The 17575-nt window shown below is 63.9% G+C and carries 16 protein-coding genes; 5 read left to right on the top strand and 11 right to left on the bottom strand.

The window, feature by feature from the left end; genetic code table 11:
* Positions 1-8 precede the first annotated feature (8 nt).
* Complete coding sequence (locus K5H97_RS05385; RefSeq protein WP_011532463.1) at positions 9-1532, top strand: fumarate hydratase; 1524 nt, start codon at positions 9-11, stop codon at positions 1530-1532.
* A gap of 82 nt (positions 1533-1614) precedes the next feature.
* On the opposite strand, the gene K5H97_RS05380 is transcribed toward K5H97_RS05385, so the two are convergent.
* The 7 genes from K5H97_RS05380 to K5H97_RS05350 all read right to left on the bottom strand — a co-directional run bounded on the left by K5H97_RS05380 (position 1615) and on the right by K5H97_RS05350 (position 7125).
* Positions 1615-2205, bottom strand: a complete 591-nt coding sequence (locus K5H97_RS05380) for a GNAT family N-acetyltransferase (RefSeq protein WP_028689705.1) — start codon at positions 2203-2205, stop codon at positions 1615-1617.
* A 182-nt stretch (positions 2206-2387) separates the two neighbouring features.
* Positions 2388-2966 (bottom strand): DJ-1/PfpI family protein, encoded by a 579-nt coding sequence (locus K5H97_RS05375; protein WP_028689706.1) that lies wholly within the window; start codon positions 2964-2966, stop codon positions 2388-2390.
* Between the two features lie 73 nt (positions 2967-3039).
* Positions 3040-4197 (bottom strand): phospholipase D-like domain-containing protein, encoded by a 1158-nt coding sequence (locus tag K5H97_RS05370; protein WP_028689707.1) that lies wholly within the window; start codon positions 4195-4197, stop codon positions 3040-3042.
* Position 4198: 1 nt separating this feature from the next.
* Positions 4199-4780 (bottom strand): YceI family protein, encoded by a 582-nt coding sequence (locus K5H97_RS05365; RefSeq protein WP_028689708.1) that lies wholly within the window; start codon positions 4778-4780, stop codon positions 4199-4201.
* Positions 4781-4824: 44 nt separating this feature from the next.
* On the bottom strand, positions 4825-5121 hold the full coding sequence (locus K5H97_RS05360; protein WP_028689709.1) for an amidase: 297 nt from the start codon (positions 5119-5121) through the stop codon (positions 4825-4827).
* Complete coding sequence (locus tag K5H97_RS05355) at positions 5118-6194, bottom strand: serine hydrolase domain-containing protein (protein ID WP_028689710.1); 1077 nt, start codon at positions 6192-6194, stop codon at positions 5118-5120. Before K5H97_RS05355 ends, K5H97_RS05360 begins: the two co-directional genes overlap by 4 nt.
* 43 nt (positions 6195-6237) lie before the next feature.
* On the bottom strand, positions 6238-7125 hold the full coding sequence (locus K5H97_RS05350) for an acyl-CoA dehydrogenase middle domain-containing protein (protein WP_028689711.1): 888 nt from the start codon (positions 7123-7125) through the stop codon (positions 6238-6240).
* A gap of 132 nt (positions 7126-7257) precedes the next feature.
* Between K5H97_RS05350 and olsB the strand changes: the two genes are divergently transcribed.
* Complete coding sequence (olsB, locus tag K5H97_RS05345; protein ID WP_028689712.1) at positions 7258-8013, top strand: L-ornithine N(alpha)-acyltransferase; 756 nt, start codon at positions 7258-7260, stop codon at positions 8011-8013.
* On the top strand, positions 8013-8795 hold the full coding sequence (locus tag K5H97_RS05340; protein WP_028689713.1) for a lysophospholipid acyltransferase family protein: 783 nt from the start codon (positions 8013-8015) through the stop codon (positions 8793-8795). Before olsB ends, K5H97_RS05340 begins: the two co-directional genes overlap by 1 nt.
* Before the next feature lie 10 nt (positions 8796-8805).
* Here K5H97_RS05340 and K5H97_RS05335 read toward each other — a convergent pair whose 3' ends face one another.
* Entirely contained in the window at positions 8806-9390 is a 585-nt protein-coding gene (locus K5H97_RS05335; RefSeq protein WP_028689714.1) for an acyl carrier protein phosphodiesterase, read from the bottom strand.
* A 151-nt stretch (positions 9391-9541) separates the two neighbouring features.
* Between K5H97_RS05335 and K5H97_RS05330 the strand changes: the two genes are divergently transcribed.
* Both K5H97_RS05330 and K5H97_RS05325 read left to right on the top strand, forming a co-directional pair.
* Positions 9542-9844, top strand: coding sequence for an ArsR/SmtB family transcription factor (locus K5H97_RS05330; RefSeq protein ID WP_028689715.1), 303 nt, complete (start codon positions 9542-9544; stop codon positions 9842-9844).
* Positions 9845-9863: 19 nt separating this feature from the next.
* Entirely contained in the window at positions 9864-10913 is a 1050-nt protein-coding gene (locus K5H97_RS05325) for an alkene reductase (RefSeq protein ID WP_028689716.1), read from the top strand.
* 38 nt (positions 10914-10951) lie between these two features.
* Here the strand turns inward: K5H97_RS05325 and K5H97_RS05320 are convergent, their stop codons facing one another.
* From K5H97_RS05320 to K5H97_RS05310, 3 genes are all read right to left on the bottom strand, one after another.
* Positions 10952-13090: an autotransporter outer membrane beta-barrel domain-containing protein gene (locus K5H97_RS05320; protein WP_162175251.1), complete on the bottom strand. Its 2139-nt coding sequence runs from the start codon at positions 13088-13090 to the stop codon at positions 10952-10954.
* A 256-nt stretch (positions 13091-13346) separates the two neighbouring features.
* Positions 13347-15425 (bottom strand): hypothetical protein, encoded by a 2079-nt coding sequence (locus K5H97_RS05315; protein ID WP_028689718.1) that lies wholly within the window; start codon positions 15423-15425, stop codon positions 13347-13349.
* A gap of 88 nt (positions 15426-15513) precedes the next feature.
* Positions 15514-17535 carry a hypothetical protein gene (locus K5H97_RS05310; RefSeq protein WP_028689719.1) on the bottom strand — a complete coding sequence of 674 codons (2022 nt, stop codon included), beginning with the start codon at positions 17533-17535 and terminating at the stop codon, positions 15514-15516.
* Positions 17536-17575: the final 40 nt, after the last annotated feature.

Raw genomic sequence — 17575 nt, 5'->3', positions numbered from 1 at the left:
CGCGCTGCATGACCGTGATCAAGCAAGACGACCTGATTCAGAGCGTCGCCGACGCCCTGCAATTCATCTCGTACTACCACCCCGTCGACTTCATCCAGGCGATGCACGAAGCCTACCTGCGTGAAGAGTCGCCAGCCGCGCGTGACTCGATCGCCCAGATCCTGATCAACTCGCGCATGTGCGCCACCGGCCACCGCCCGATCTGCCAGGACACCGGTATCGTCACCGTGTTCATCCGCGTCGGCATGGACGTACGCTGGGACGGCGCCACCCTGAGCGTCGACGACATGATCAACGAAGGTGTGCGCCGCGCCTACAACCTGCCCGAGAACGTCCTGCGCGCCTCGATTCTGGCCGACCCGGCCGGTGCCCGCAAGAACACCAAGGACAACACCCCGGCCGTGATCCACTACTCCATCGTCCCCGGCGACAAGGTCGAGGTCGATGTCGCGGCCAAGGGCGGCGGCTCGGAGAACAAGTCCAAGATGGCCATGCTCAACCCGTCCGACTCGATCGTCGACTGGGTGCTCAAGACCGTCCCCACCATGGGCGCCGGCTGGTGCCCGCCTGGCATGCTCGGCATCGGCATCGGCGGCACCGCCGAGAAAGCCGCGGTCATGGCCAAGGAAGTGTTGATGGAGTCCATCGACATCCATGAGCTGAAGGCCCGTGGCCCGCAGAACCGTCTTGAGGAGATCCGCCTCGAGCTGTTCGACAAGGTCAACCAGCTGGGCATCGGCGCCCAGGGCCTGGGCGGCCTGACCACGGTGCTCGACGTCAAGATCATGGACTACCCGACCCACGCCGCCTCGCTGCCGGTGTGCATGATCCCCAACTGCGCCGCCACCCGTCACGCCCACTTCGTGCTGGATGGTTCCGGCCCTGCCGAGCTGGAAGCGCCGTCGCTGGACGCCTACCCGGAAATCGTCTGGGAAGCCGGCCCGAGCGCCCGTCGCGTCAACCTCGACGACATCACCCCGGAAGAAGTCGCCAGCTGGAAGCCGGGCGAGACCATCCTGCTCAATGGCAAGATGCTCACCGGTCGCGATGCCGCGCACAAGCGCATGGTCGAGATGCTCAACCGTGGCGAAGAGCTGCCGGTCGACCTCAAGGGCCGCTTCATCTACTACGTCGGCCCGGTCGACCCGGTCGGTGACGAAGTGGTGGGCCCGGCCGGTCCGACCACCGCTACCCGCATGGACAAGTTCACCCGCCAGATCCTCGAACAGACCGGCCTGCTGGGCATGATTGGCAAGTCCGAACGCGGCCCAACCGCCATCGAGGCGATCAAGGACAACAAGGCCGTGTACCTGATGGCCGTCGGCGGCGCCGCCTACCTGGTGGCCCAGGCCATCCGCAAGTCGAAGGTCCTGGCCTTCGCCGAGCTGGGCATGGAAGCGATCTACGAGTTCGAAGTGAAGGACATGCCGGTCACCGTCGCGGTGGACAGCAAGGGCGAGTCGGTGCACATCACCGGTCCCGCGCTGTGGCAGAGCAAGATCGCCGAGAGCCTGGCGGTGGAAGTGAAGTAAAGCACCGTTCGCGGTCAACGAAACGCCCGACTTATGTCGGGCGTTTTCGTTGACGGCGCTCGCTTGGGTGACTCAGGCAAGATCACGCAGGCAGCGCCTTGAGCCAGAACGACATGATCTTGGCCGACTGCGCCTGCTCGTCGAGGTCTCGCCAACGATAAGCGGTACGCAGCGACGGTTCATGCAGAAAGCCGCGGTTGCGCCAGAACCCCTGCAATGGTTTGTAGTCCACCGGACGCCGTGGGTGTCCAGACGGACGCTCCACCGCACAGAAGGCGCAGCAGTCGAACTCGGCCAGCTTGTGCGCGTAGGACTCGCGTTCGATAAAAAAGCGCACGCCAAGCCCCTGTCCACGGTAAGCCGGCAGCAGCACAGACTCGCCGAAGTAATAGACCGAGGCCGGATCACGGCCCTGGGCGAGGAACGGTTGCTGCAACTCGAGATCGACATCCACCAGCGGCAGGCCGGTGGCGGCGCCCACCAGCTGGTTGCCGTCCAACGCCAGCACCACCAGGCTGCGTCCGGACTCGGCGTAATTGGCCAGGTAATCGGCCTGGTGACTCAGGGAACTGTCCAGGAGATAGGGAAACTCGCGAAACAGCGCCAGGCGCAGGCGCGCGAGGTCATCGATGTAAGGCGCGATGGCGGCGCCATGGAGCAGACGTATTTCCATGCGGGCGGTCGTCCTGTCGATGGCTATGACTGAGGCCCACCCTAGCATCCCCCCAGCCCCGCGGCCTTTCCCCTGCGCGACAGGTATTTCTCCATGACCGCTACTCCCACAGGGGACAGTTCCCGGCGCGGCAACGCAGTCCGAAGGGCTGGGCGATCGCCTACAAAGCTCAACCGTGTCGGTCAGGAGATACGGGTTCCCAACACTTTCAGAAACGCCGCCAGCCACGCCGGATGCGCAGGCCAGGCAGGCGCCGTCACCAGATTCCCGTCGACATGGGCCTGGTCCACCGCGATATCGATGAACCGCCCACCCGCCAGCCGTACCTCGGGCGCACAAGCGGGATAGGCGCTGCACTCGCGCCCTTCCAGCACGCCTGCCGCCGCCAGCAACTGGGCCCCATGGCACACGGCCGCAATGGGCTTGCCGGCCTGGTCGAAGGCCTTGACCAGTTCCAGCACCCTCTCGTTCAGGCGCAGATACTCCGGGGCGCGGCCACCGGGGATCAGCAGCGCGTCGTAGCTTTCGGCGCGCACCTGGACGAAGTCGTAGTTCAGGGCGAAATTGTGCCCCGGCTTCTCGCTGTAGGTCTGCTCGCCCTCGAAATCGTGGATCGCCGTGCGCACCGTCTGCCCGGCAATCTTTTCCGGGCACACGGCATGGACGGTGTGGCCAACCATGGCCAGGGCCTGGAATGGCACCATGACCTCGTAGTCCTCGACGTAGTCGCCCACCAGCATGAGAATCTTCTTCGCCGTCATCGCATCCACTCCTTCGCTTGTCTGGGAACAATCCTGCAAGATAGTCCGGTTTGCCCGAGCGCGATATACACGACTAGTTGCGCCGGTCCAACAGATTGGCCACCACCCGGTCAAGCCAGCCCCACAGGCGTTGCTGGATCCGCCGCCACAATGGCCGCGCGTGCCAGCGCGCCAGGTCAACCTCCAGACTCTGGGCGAAATCGCGCTCGAAGCTGACGGCCACCGCGGCGGTCAGCGGAGGGTCGAGGGCCTCGACGTTGGCTTCGAGGTTAAAGCGCAGGTTCCAGTGATCGAAGTTGCACGACCCCACGCTGACCCAGTCATCCACCAGCACCATCTTCAGGTGCAGGAAGCACGGCTGGTACTCGAAGATGCGCACCCCTGCGCGCAGCAGCCGCGGGTAATAGCGGTGGCCAGCGTAGCGCACCGCAGGGTGGTCGGTGCGCGGCCCGGTCAGCAGCAGGCGTACATCGATGCCCTTCTGCGCGGCACGGCGCAGTGACCGGCGCACGCTGAAGGTCGGCAGAAAATAGGGCGTGGCCAGCCAGATACGACGCTGGCCGCTGTTCAAAGCGCGGACCAGCGCATGCAGGATGTCCTTGTGCTGGCGGGCGTCGGCATAGGCCACCCGGCCCAGGCCCTGGCCCTTGGCCGGCACCTGGGGCAGGCGCGGCAGGCCGAAGCCCTCGGGTGGGCGCCACGCCGTGCGGCGCTGGTTAGCGTGCCACTGGCGATCAAACAACAGTTGCCAATCAGTGACGATCGGTCCCTGCATGCGCACCATCACCTCGTGCCATTCGCTGGCCTCCTCGCCCGGCGTCCAGAATTCATCGGTGACCCCGGTACCACCGACCACCGCCAGCCGCTCATCCACCAGCAGCAGCTTGCGGTGATCGCGATAGAGGTTGCGCAGGCCCCGGCGCCAGCGCAGGCGGTTGTACCAGCGCAGGTAGACCCCCGCCGCCAGCAGGCGCTCGCGCAGCACCGTGGGGAAGGCCAGCGAGCCGTAGTCATCGAACAGGCAGCGCACCCGCACGCCGCGTCGCGCCGCTTGCTCCAGGGCCTCGACCACCGCCTCGGCGCAGGCGCCGCCCTCGACCAGGTACAGCTCCAGGTCGACCTGGAATTCGGCGCGCACGATCGCCAGCAGCATGCGCGGAAAGAATTCGGGGCCGTCGATCAGCAGTTCGAACTGGTTGCCATCCCGCCAGGGGAAGACCGGCCCCGGCATGTCAGCGGGCGGTGAAGATCAGCACCGCGCTCACCGGCACCGAGGGGTTGATCGACTTGAGCCCGGCCAGCTTGCGCAGGTTTTCCAGGCCCGGCAGCAGGCCGAAGTCCGAGGCGCGCAGGATCAGCGGCTCGAGAGTCACCACCTGGAATCGTCGCTCATCCAGGCGCGTGGCCAGCAGCAGGGTGTTGTAACTACGGGTCTGCCCATGCAGGGTGACACTGACCGGCAGGCGCAGCTCCAGTTGCGCGCCACTGGCCAGATCGTTGATCGGACGCAGGTCGATCTGCGCCTGCACCGTGGCCTCGGGGAACTGCTCAAAGACGAACAGGTTGTCGCGCATGCGCTCATCGCGCAGTGGGATACCGCTGCTGATCGAGTCCATTTCGATGCTCACTTCGGCGGCGCCCTTGCGGTCGACCTTGCCGTGCAGCACCAGAAATCGGTTGACCTCGGCGATATTGCCGTTCTTGCCGGTGACGAAGGACAGGCGCGAGGACTCGCCGTCCAGGTGCCAGTTGGCGTGAGCGGGCAGGCACAGGGCGAGCAGGAGGGCGGGCAGCAGGCGAGACGGCTTGAACATGTGAAATCCTGTAGATCAAGGCCGTCAACCTTACCCGCACGGTTTCACGGCAGCAAGCGGCAGCCCTCACGCGCGCCCTGCCAGGCGGCCTGGTTGCGCCGCCCCATGCCTTCGGCGGTGACCAGACGCCGGGCGCCGTCCTCCTCCAGCAGGCTCAAGGGCAGGTACTGCTGCACATAGCCACGGCAGTAGGTCTCAGCAAAGCCCATGACGAAGCGGCACGAGCAGTACTCTTTCGCCGAATAGGCCGAAAGAATGCCCGGGAAGTCCGCCAGCGCCTGGCGCTCATGCCAGGCCCAGGCCAACCCGGCCAGCAACACCACGAGCACGACCCGCTTCATGCGCCCTCCCCCGCCACGGCGGCCAGTACCCGCTTGAGCAGTTCGTTGTGGCTGAAGCTGGCGTCGCGGTCATCGGCGTAGCGCACGATCACCAATTTGTGCGAAGGCAGCACATAGAGGGCTTGGCCCCAATGGCCGAGCGCGGCGAAGGTGTCCGCTGGCGCATCCGGCCACGGCGCCGGCTGCCCGGGCAGCGGCTGGTTGAGCCACCAATGGCCGCCGGGGTTGGCTTCGCCCGGCACCGGCTGGGCGGCGTTGAACAGGGTACGGTTGAACGCCACCCAATCGGTCGGCAGCAACCGGCCCTCGCGCCAGCATCCGTCGCGCTGCATCAGCAGGCCGATGCGCGCCAGGTCGCGGGCATTCAGATAAAGATAGGAAGAGCCAACATAGGTGCCCGCCCCATCCCGTTCCCAGACCGCGCTGTCGATCCCCAGCGGGATGAACAGGGACTGCCAGGGGTAGTCGGCATAGCCCGCGGGATCGAGCATGCCGCGCAGGCTGGCGGCGAGCAGGTTGCTGTCGCCGCTGGAATAGGCGAACTGCGTGCCGGGCGCATTGGCAGCGGGCATTGCCGCCGCGTAGGCCGGCATATCAGCACGGCCACGGGTATAGAGCATGGCCACCACCGACGACTTCAGGGGCGCGTATTCGTAGTCCTCCTGCCAGGCCAGGCCGCTGGCCCAGTGCAGCAGGTCGGCCAGGCGCAGCCCAGGATGTCGCTGTAGGGCCGGGTAGTAACGGGCGGCCGGGTCATCAAGCCTGAAACGCCCCTCGCCGTAGGCCACGCCCATGACCGTGGCCAGCACGCTTTTGCTCACCGACCAGGTCAGGTGCGGCGTGTCGGCTTGGGTTGGTTCGGTATAGCGCTCATGCAGAATACGACCATCGCGGATGATCAACAGCGCGTCGGTGCGAATGCCGCCGCGTTCGGCATCACGCGGCGCGAAGGCGTAGGTGTCGACCGCCTGCCAGTCGATGACGGCGTTATCGACCGGCCATTGCGCCGAGGGCCAGTATTCGGCCCAGGCAGGGCCAGCGGTCATGGCCAGGGCAAGCAATAGTGACTTCATCGGGAGCAGCCCAGGTTCAAAGGCTCCCCAGCCTCTCAGGCTTTCATGACAATCCGGCGGCGCTCCAGGCCTTGGTCAGGCGCTTGTCACGGGCCACGCCGGCCAGCGCCAGCAGGCCCTGGTCGCGCTGCCACAATTGCGCCCAGTGCCCGGGCCCGGCGGCCAACGCCTGGTCGATCTCGCCCCGCAAACCCTGGAACTGGGCAAACAGGCCACCCAGCAGCAAGTGGCAGGCCACACTGTCAGGGCATTGCCGGCTGCCCTCGGCACAACCGGCCAGCAGCCCGATCAGCCGCAGGCGCAGGTCCTGCGGCCAGGCGCACTCCTGGGCCACGCCATACAGCCAGGCCACCAGCGCGGCGAGCACATAAAGGTCTTCAAGGGAGCGGAACGGTTTGACGTAGGCGTCCCAACCATCGCCGGCCAGCAACTCGCACGCGGCTTCCTTGAGCTGCAGGCGGCCATGGCCGACTTCAGGCATCAACGGCAGGGTCGGCAACGCTTCGAGGCTTACCCCTGGCTCGCCCGGATAGACCACCGCCAGCTGCAAGCGCGGCGCCTCGCCCACGCCCTCGTGGCGCGCCGCCACCAACAGCCATTCAGCATCCAGCCCGGCGGTGACGAAGTCCTTGCTGCCGCTCAGGCGCAAGCCATCGAGACGGGTGTGCATGTCCGCAGGGCGCACGCTGCGCCGCTCGGTGGCGCACAACGCCCCCAGGCTGGCGGGCGCGCTGGGCCAAAGCACGCGCAGCGCCGCCTGGTAACCGAGCAGGAAGGCCAGGCCCGGCGTGGCCATGGCGCGCCCGCCCAGCACCGCCAGCTCGAACGGCGCGACGGCGCCCAGGCGCTCGAGTACCGCCGCGTAGGTTTCGCCCAGGGTCGCCGCCAGCGGGTGGCGCAAGGGGTCATTGAGTCGTTGCAACCAGGCCATCGCAAGCTCCTTGTGGGGTGTCACGCAAGCATCACCAAAGATTCACAGGGGTGACACCGGGCGTACCTAGGCTGACTTTGCACAACAAAGCCGACCGGCCGCAACCCTTTGGCTGGCTTATGGAGACTCGCAATGACTCGGATCGCTCGCTCTGGCGACAACAGCACTGAACGCCGTCTGCAAGCCGAACGCCTGGTCGGCGCCGCGGCCCTGCAGGAAGCACAGGCCCTGCGCTTCAAGGTGTTCAGCGCCGAATTCAAGGCCAAGCTCAAGGGCGCCGAACACGGTCTGGACATGGACGACTACGACATCCACTGCCGCCACATCGGCGTGCGCGACCTGGCCACCGGCCAGCTCGTCGCCACCACCCGCCTGCTCGACCACCAGGCCGCCAGCAGCCTGGGTCGCTTCTACAGTGAAGAAGAATTCAGCCTGCACGGCCTGTTGCAGCTACAAGGCCCGATCCTCGAACTGGGCCGTACCTGCGTCGACCCGGCCTACCGCAACGGCGGCACCATCGCCGTGCTCTGGAGCGAATTGGCCGAAGTGCTCAACGAAGGCCGCTACAGCTACCTGATGGGTTGCGCCAGCATCCCCATGCAGGACGGTGGCGTGCAGGCCCACGCGATCATGCAGCGCCTGCGCGAACGCTACCTGTGCACCGAGCACCTGCGCGCCGAACCGAAGAACCCACTGCCCAGTCTGCCGCTGCCGAACAACGTCATCGCCGAAATGCCACCGCTGCTCAAGGCCTACATGCGCCTGGGCGCGAAGATCTGCGGCGAGCCTTGCTGGGACGAGGACTTCCAGGTCGCCGACGTGTTCATCCTGCTCAAGCGCGACGACCTCTGCCCGCGCTACGCCCGTCACTTCAAGGCGGCGGTCTGATGCCGCGTCTGCGGGCCACTGCCCGCCTGCTGCGGCTGTTTCTGGTACTGGCACTGGGGCTGGCAATGGCCAGCATCATTGCACTGGGCGAACGCCTGGGCCTGAAAGCCTCGATCGAACGTCGCCAGCGCTGGACACGCCTGTTCATGGGCCGCCTGGTCGCCGCCCTGCCCTTCGACGTCAAGGTCAAGGGTGAACTGCCGCAATGGCCGATGCTGTGGATCTGCAACCATGTGTCGTGGACCGACATCCCGCTGCTCGGCATGCTCACGCCGCTGTCGTTCCTGTCCAAGGCCGAGGTGCGGCACTGGCCGGTGGCCGGCTGGCTGGCCGAGAAGGCCGGGACCCTGTTCATCCGCCGTGGCGGTGGCGATGCCCAGCGCCTGCGCCAACAGATCAGCGAACAGCTGGGCGAGCAACGTCCCCTGCTGATCTTTCCGGAAGGCACCACCACTGACGGTCGCACCCTGCGCACCTTCCATGGACGTCTGCTGGCCGGGGCCATCGACCGTGGCACGCCGTTACAGCCGGTGGCGATCCAGTATCTTCGCGCGGGCCAACCCGATCCGATTGCGCCGTTCATAGGCGATGACGACCTGGTGTCCCATCTGCTGCGGCTGTTCGGGCAAGACCGGGGCGAGGTGGTGATTCACCTGCTAGCGCCGATCGGCAGTGAAGGCCAGGAGCGCGCGGCGCTGGCGTTCCAGGCACAGCAGGCAGTGCACCTTGCGTTGTTCGGCATAGAGGATGTCGAGCCGCGACGCCAGGCCAAGGCAGCCTGAATAGCTGACGTCAGTTGGAGGGGCGTCTTCGCGCTGCCGCAAACGCCTGCAGTTGCGGATAGAACTCGCGAAAATCCGCCAGCAGCGGCTCGTACAGCCGCTCCAGCTCTCCCATCATCCCGTCCATCCCCTCGGGCCGCGACAAGCGCCGGGCAATACCGCCAAACACCTGTTCCAGGGTGGCGAAGTCGCCATACGCCCCCAACCAGTCATCCGCTGCCATGAACGGCGCGATCCGCGCCAGCCGGCCCGGCAGCTGCGGCTCAGCCAGCAGTACTTTGTAGAAGTCGCCGGTGAACTGCGCCAGCGGCTGCTCCGCGTAGTCCCCCCAGCTCCTGGCCAGGCAATGATCGAAAAACACATCCAGCACGATTCCGGCGAAGCGTCGCCGCTCACGCCGGAAACGCGCCAGCGCCGCCAGCACCAGCGGATGGCTGTCGGTGTAGCTGTCGATATGCCGGTGCAGCCGGATCGAAGCCTCCAGCGCTGGCGGAAAACGCCCCTCCAGCGCGCCCTTGACGAAATCGCCATACAGGCTGCCGAGCAGTTGTTGCGGCGCCGGGCCGCCCAGATGGAGGTGCGCGAGGTAGTTCATGGCGCCAGTCTAGCACCGCCCCACAGCCAATCGTCATGAACCGATATAGCCAATGACGCTTGCCTCAGAACCCTTTCATATTTGTATATCGCGATTCAACGATTTATATTTCGCCCCATCGCGATATACCGCTACACACCACGAGCCAACCATGCCCCTCGATCTCGACGAAATCATAAAAGCACTGGCCCACCCGGTCCGGCGAGACATCCTCAACTGGCTGAAAGACCCGGCCGCGCAGTTCCCCGACCAGCACCACAGCACCGAGCACGGTGTGTGTGCCGGGCAAATCGACCAACGCTGCGGTCTGTCGCAGTCGACCGTCTCCGCCCACCTGGCCACCCTGCAACGCGCCGGCCTGATCAGCAGCCAGAAGATCGGCCAGTGGCATTTCTTCAAACGCAACGAGGCGACCATCAAGGCGTTCCTCGAGCAAATGAGCCAAGCGCTCTGATCCAAGCGAGGCTTTGCACATGACTACGCTGTTCGACCCGATCACCCTGGGCGACCTGGAACTGCCCAACCGCATCATCATGGCCCCGCTGACCCGCTGCCGCGCCGACGAAGGCCGCGTGCCCAATGCGCTGATGGCCGAGTACTACGTGCAGCGCGCCAGCGCCGGCCTGATCCTCAGCGAAGCGACCTCGGTCACGCCGATGGGCGTTGGCTACCCGGATACACCGGGGATCTGGAACGACCAGCAGGTACGCGGCTGGCACAACGTGACCAAGGCCATCCACGCCGCCGGCGGGCGCATCTTCCTGCAGCTGTGGCATGTCGGGCGCATCTCCCACCCGTCGTACCTGAACGGCGAGCTGCCGGTGGCCCCCAGCGCGATCCAGCCCAAGGGCCATGTCAGTCTGGTGCGCCCACAGAGCGACTACCCGACGCCACGAGCCCTGGAAACCGAGGAGATCGCCGATATCGTCGAGGCCTACCGCAGCGGCGCCGAAAACGCCAAGGCCGCCGGTTTCGACGGCGTGGAGATCCACGGCGCCAACGGCTACCTGCTCGACCAGTTCCTGCAGAGCAGCACCAACCAGCGCACGGACCGCTATGGCGGTTCGCTGGAAAACCGCGCGCGGTTGCTGCTGGAAGTCGCCGACGCCGCCATTGAGGTGTGGGGTCCGGGCCGCGTCGGCGTGCACTTGGCGCCACGGGCGGATGCCCACGACATGGGCGACGCCGACCGTGCCGAGACCTTCACCTACGTGGCACGAGAGCTGGGCAAGCGTGGCATCGCCTTCATTTGCTCGCGAGAGAAGAAAGCCGACGACAGCATCGGCCCGCAGATCAAGGCGGCGTTTGGCGGCCCCTACATTGTCAACGAACGCTTCGACAAGGCCAGCGCCAACGCGGCCCTGGCCAACGGCAAGGCCGATGCGGTGGCCTTCGGCATCCCGTTCATCGCCAACCCCGACCTGCCCGCGCGCCTGGCCGCCGATGCGCCGCTCAATGCGCCGCGTCCTGAGACCTTCTACGCCGGGGGGCCGGTGGGGTATATCGATTATCCGCGGATGTAGTCTGTTGCAGGACCTGCAGGAGCGGGTTTGCCAAGCGGTCAGAAGTTGTAGCGCAAGCCCAGGTTGACCCCATACGGCTGTTCGATGTGCTTGCCGTTGCTGTACTGGAACTCGCCGTGCAGCTGCAGCACCTCGGACACCTGTGCGGCCAACCCCACGGCAAACTCGCCCCGCGTGCCGGACAGGTCGTTGGTGAAGTGGTTGTCGTTGACCTTCACCTTGTTGCTCTTGATGAACTCGTGAGCCGCCGCGACTTTCAGGTACGGCTGCAGGACACTGCCGTTGTCCAGCGCCAGGCTGCGCCCGACCTGGGCACCAACCTTGCCGAGCACCGAGTTGGCACCATCGCTTTGGGCGCGCATGCCGTTGTCCAACGTGTAGCTGTCATCATCGACCCACAACGTGGACAACTGGGTGAACGGCTCGACATACCAACCATCGTCCAGCTTGAAGTGCCGCCCGACCTCCACCGAGGCCCCGAGGCCGTCATTGTGATATTCACCCTTGGTCTTGCGACCATCGCTCATTACCACGTCGTTGCTGTTACGAAAGCGGTTGTACTTGAGCATCGCGTCGACGTAGTAACCGCTGTCGGCCATCCAGGTGCTGTAGGCACCGACGTAGTAGCTCTTGACCTTGCCGGATGAACCGAGGCTGAAGTCCAGGTCGGACTCGCTGTAACCGCCCATGACCCCGAGCAACCAGCGCCCGTCGTGGCCCGGCACCGCGCCGTCGGCGCCGAAGCTCACGCCGTTCTGATCCTGCTGGTAGGCCACGGCGTTGCCGGCCGAGAGGTTGTAGCGGTTGCCGTAGCTGCGCATCCAGATGCCCTGGCCATGCCCCAGGCGCAATTCACCCATGCGGCTGCGCAACGAGGACAGTTCGCCATACCAGACGGTGGGCGCGGCGCTGAACAGCCCCAGCACCGCACGGGCGCCCGGCGTCACGATCGGGCTGCCGCTGTCGTCGAACTTCTGCACCAGGTACCAGTTGTCCTCACCCTCGCCTTTTTCAAGGGTGTAGGTGTAGGTACCGAAATCGATATCGTGCAGCAGGCTGAAGGTCGCGTCGCCGCCACCGGTTTCGACGATACGGTGCGGCGCCTGCCCTTCGACCGGATCGGCACCGGTACTGGCGATGCTCAACTGGTGGCTGCCCTCGGCGGCCCCGGTAACCTTCAGCAGATCGCCGGTACCACTGGCCAGGTCGATGTCCATCACGAAGATGCCCGAGCCCTTGAGGTTGTCCACCGTCAGGGTCTTGAAGCCCGCCGTTGTGTCCCGGTCGGTGAAATCGACCGTGCCATTGTCGAGTGTCAGTTCGCCAACCTCGCCATCCTTGGTCAGGATCCAGCGGCCACCGCTGTTCAGCTCCAGGCTCTGCACATTGACCAGGTTTCCCCGCAACGAGGCATTGTTCTGCAGCAGCAGGTTCGCGGTACTGCCGGCTGCCACCACCACATCGCCGCTCAGCTGGCTGTTGTCCGCGGTGAAGTCGGCGGTCATGCCACCGATGACCTCGAGGATCGTGCCATTGCCCCCGATAAGCTGGCTGCCATTGGCCACCAGAATGTGTGCGGTGCCGGTGGAGCTACCGGAACCGGCCCTGACGATGATGGCACTTTGAGTGTCGCCCCTGACCGTCGATCCATCCAGGATCACCCGGGAGCCGCCACCACCGTTGGCTGCCGACTCCTGACGCACATCCAGACCATTGGTCTTGCCACTGACGAGACTGCCACCCGTGGCTTGCAGACTGGAACCGACGACAAAGGCGCCGACACGCTCCAGCCCGGTGAGCGTGCTGCCTTCCAGAACAAGGCTGCTGCCTCGCACAAGGGAGGCACCAATGCCACCTGCAATCGTGCTGCCCTGGGCCCGGATGCTGGAGGCCAGGGCAGCAGAAACGCCAAACGAGGATGCCGTCGGGCCACCCGTCACGGTTGCGCCATTGAGTAGCGCCTGGGTGCCATCGAGCAATTTGATGCCGGCTTGCACGCCGGCGGCGGCTACCTGTCCACCATTGACAGTGACAGTCGACCCACTAGAGACCGTTATACCCTCTGTGCTGCCAGTGGCGGTGATCTCCAGGGTCGACCCATTTCTCAGCTCATAGGTATCCGCGACCGGGCCAGTGACCGTTTCACTCTGGTTGTCGAGCACTTTGGCCTCGGCCAAGTCCGCGCCTGACATGGCAGTTATCAGACCCACCGCGACACTCAAGGGTATGCTGGAACTTCTCATAGCGATCTCCCACTAAAACATCGTCAACCGAACGGCCAGTCGTCGTAGCACCTCGGCACTGTTGAAACGGCGAACAGTCTCGACAGAAATCCAAAAATCTTCTGTAGGATTTTTCCGCCAGGGCACGAGAAAACACTGACACCTGCCTCGCCATGGCGCATGGAATGTGGGATTGACACGGGGCGAACCGTTAACGCGGCGTGAAGACATGAAGAGGCGAAAACTGCCGTTTTTCCCCCACCTTCGGAACAACGGAATAGTTGGCGTACACCGTCTTCTTTACATCTGCGGCAACCCAGTTCGGGTCGATTGGCACAAGCCAATAGCTGGCGTCCTGATACACCGCCTCCGTTGCATGCCTGGACGGTTCCCCTTCAACCTGCCAGTGAATGTCGATCTGATCGCCGCTCTTGACCTCTTGATAGCGCACGATGAACTTCGGCTCCTGGCTGGCAAAGGACATGTATCTGGGAGCCTGCATCTCCAGCAGCTGTTCCTGAATGTTCAGCTCCAGCACAACCGAGGTTTCCTCCTTTTCATCACGCAGGATCTTGTAGCTGATCGGCACCGTATGCCCAATCCCGTTCATCACCACGCCAGCGGGTACCTCAAACACCAGATCGGCCGGCCCGACGACGTCTCTCCAGGGGGACTGGTAGTCACGGTCCGGCACTTCCAGCACTAACGCAACCTGGTCTCCGGCCATCCCGGCATATTGGCGCACGGTGACCTTCACATGGCTGGCCCCGACGAAGTCGCGGTTGAAGTCCAACTGGTCCTTGTTATCACCGAATGCCTTTTCCACTTCTGGGCGCGGGAATGCGACACGCCCTACCCGCAGATCGCAATTCGCGGAACCGGAGAGGGCCCCGCCCCCTGCAGCCAGCGTGTAGGACAAGGTGACCCGTCCCCCAACCAGAACCTCGACCTCGTCCTTCCCGACCCTTTGCTCAAGCTCACCCTCCTTTTGAACATCGAGCGGCCAGGAAAGATCATGAGGATCGCCAGCAGCGGACACACCATTCCACTCCAGCAGGATCTGATCGCCCTTGGCCATATGGGGGTAAGCCTTGATTCGTATCGTCGCGCCCTGCGGCGGAACATTCTCGGGATCGAGCCCACCGTCCGCTGCCTCATCCACCTCAGGAGCGTCAAGTTCGAGGGAGCCGATGATGGAGATCACCCCTGGATCGGAACCGAGTCCACTTTCATCAATGCGGTAGACAAGGCGTGCATCCCCCTGCAACACCGCGGCCGCATGGGCGTTCTCCAGAGGGATTTCAACGCCACCCGCCTTCAACTGGGCATGCTTGATCACAGGCGCCAGGAGGCTGCCATTGGCAGTCCTGCCCACCCAGACCAGCGTTACCGCCTGCCCAACTACCCAACGGTCGTCGGGGTCCAGAACGATGCGGACGTCGGCATCTCCCAGCAGGTTGAAATCAAGGTTGCCCGAGTCGTCGGCATCCAGCACGCGCGGTGCAGACAGGGGTTGTACGACCTGGAGTACCAGGCTGTCATGAGCCAGGGAGAGGGCGGACTCGTTACCTGCCCGGTCCTGTATCTGATAGGTGAAAGCGATTGGAATCCCGCCAACCAATGTCTGCAACTTGGCCTGGGGCAATGCGATGGGCGTAGGCTCGCTCTCGCTGTCCACGATGAACGGCCCCGCGCTGACTCGTTCAATGCCATCGGTCATACTGACCGTGATCGTGTCACCCAGCGCCTGATGCAAGAAACCGCTGATCGTGACCCAGAGCACGCCCTCCTCGAAATCGGACTCAAGGATTACACCCCTGTCCTCCAATGCCTTGGGGAACACCATTTTTCCCAGTGCCCCCTCATCACCTCCGGGGGCCAGCCTGTCAATACGAACAAACCGGCTAGGACCATGCTCCCAGACCGTGCTCAGAGAGGGGCGAACAGCGTAGCCCAAGCTGAACCGCCGTTCTTTCCCCTCCCCTACTGAACGCCAAAAGGACGCGGGCAGCGTGAGTTCGAACTTATGATCGCGATCCTCCGCCTCAGACTGCTCGACATAGTGATAAGCGCCCTCTTCGGCCTCGAGAATCTCGTCGTCCCAGGTCAACGCGATTTGGTAATCAACCGCAATCTCAGGCCACCACGGGACGATCACCTGCAGATCGTCACTTAACCTGTCACCCGGCAACAGTTCAGGGAGCTCATCGTAACCGTCATCCAATAGCGCACAGACTTCGAGTGCTTTGAATTCAAACGTGCCCTTTACCCCTTCATTGAAGGTATTCATTCCTCATCCTCGGCCAGTCAAGGAGCCCAAAGGCAACAATGGGACATGAACAACCAGTGCCCTGGCGAATCGCCAGGGCACTTTTACTTCAAGGCAGCGGGCACGTCCCCTGACTGGGTTCCCTTACCGAGACCGGCACACGTTTGTGACCGGCTTTCACCGGCCCATGGACATTCGTCGCCGTGTACTCGACGGTGGCCGAGCCGGTGCAGATTACGAACGCCCATCGACGCTCGATCTGGTAGGTGAGTTCGCCCTTGTCTTTGTGATGCTGTTCGATTCTGATGAGCGGGAGGTTTACTTCAGCATCCGGGATAGGGTTTCCGGGAGTAGGCTTCTGACTGTCGTCTGCACTGAGATGGATCACAATGGTGTCGCCCACCGCCACGTTGCCATAAAGCTCGATTTTCACCGGTAAATCTCGTTGCGCCTTCTCGATATCGATTGCGCCAAACCGATTGAGGTCAGTGAATTCAAGCTCCTTGAGCGCAGTGCCCCCTCCCGGCAGGTCTTCCCCGCGCAGTAGGACCACAGGCTTGGATGGAGAATGCGCAGTGTTTTCCTCGCCACTCGCACCGAATACCCGGGTCACGGTATAGGCCATCTGCACTGTGCCACTGGGCTCGCTGGCCAGCACGGTCGGGGGAACTGGACGATTGATGTTGACCTTGGCAGCTGCCTCGGCAGCGCTCACGGGAGCAAGCGCGTGGGAGGGCTGTGTGCCCCAGACCAGGTGGAGTTTATCGTCCTCCTCCAACAGTTCAGTGCCGTCCACGGCGAGCCAGGGGATGGTCACTTGCGCACCTGCGGCGACATCCTCGGGCGTCAGCTCATCCACTTGCCCGGAGGCATCGCCGGCAATGGTGGCCAATTCCAGATTGCCATGCCCTGGCAACTCCGGATCGGGATCGGGCCCACCCGGCAGCCGCAGGTCGACATTGACGCTCGCCGGGGGCGTCGCGTCGCCGATCTTGAAGGCGCCGCGCCACAATTCATAACTCACGGCCACTGCCCCTGTCTTCGGCCCTGCGCTGGTAAGCGGATACAGCAGGACCAGTTTCATCAATGGCTCTGGCGGCGGCGGCACCACGGTGACTTCATGTTCGTCCGAACGTTGGGCTCCCCAAAGCACGACGACCTTATCGCCGATACGAGCCCCGGTGACCCCGGGAACCACCAGGTTGATGCCTGCACGGGCATCTTTGTCGAGAATCAGCGGGTCGCCCGACTGGTCAAATCCTGGCACTTCAGGCGTAGGGAGAACGACGGGGATATCCTGCAACAGCAACTGCAGGGTGTCATGAGGCACGGAAACGATCGAGAGATTCCCTGCCCGATCCTGCGACGTGTAGGTGAATGTGATCGGGGTATTGTCCTTGAGCTTCTGCACCTCGGCCAGCGGCAGTGCCACTGGCGTGGCGTCAATGCTGCTGGTGACGGTGAAGGGGCCGACCGTCACTGGGGTGGTGCCGTCGGTCATGGTCACCATGATCTGGTCACCCTGCTTCTGCTCCATATAACCCCTGACATGGACCGTAAGCATGCCAGCGACAAAGTCCGTGATCAGGATGTGCTTCCTGGCCTCGATCTCCGAAGCAAACGATAGCCTCGCGAGTGTGCCGGGGTTGCCACCCGGCGCCAGTTTATCGATGCGGATGACTCGGTTGGGCCCTCTTTCGAATTCACCTGAAAACTCTGGTCGAACCGAGTAACCCACCTGGAAGGTACGATCCTGCCCATCCGCAATGAAATCCCAATACGAACTCGGCAGTTCCAGAGAGAACTCGTAATCAGGATCCGCCGCTTCCGCGGCCGTGATCGAATGCCAGGCCATGCCCACGCCTTCGAGTTCTTCGTCACCGTTTACATACAACGCGATGACCATACCTTCCTCGACTTCATCCCAGTTCGGCACCCTCACCTTCAACGGTTTCTTATGGTCCGCCACCGGCAAGAGTTCAGCAGGATCGTCGACGCCATCCTCAACCAGCCCCTCGACAATCAGTTCCTTGAATTCCAACACTCCACCCTGTGGGAACAACACTCTGGAGCGTTTACCCGCGGGCCGCAGCAACCGACCGCTGAGTTGTTTGGGTACAGGCTTGTTCATGGCCATTTTCCTAATCGGTTCTACAGGTACGCGGCCCCTG

This window comes from Pseudomonas mosselii (assembly GCF_019823065.1).
GTDB classification, from domain to species: domain Bacteria; phylum Pseudomonadota; class Gammaproteobacteria; order Pseudomonadales; family Pseudomonadaceae; genus Aquipseudomonas; species Aquipseudomonas mosselii.
This window is presented reverse-complemented; position numbering and strand designations above follow the sequence as displayed.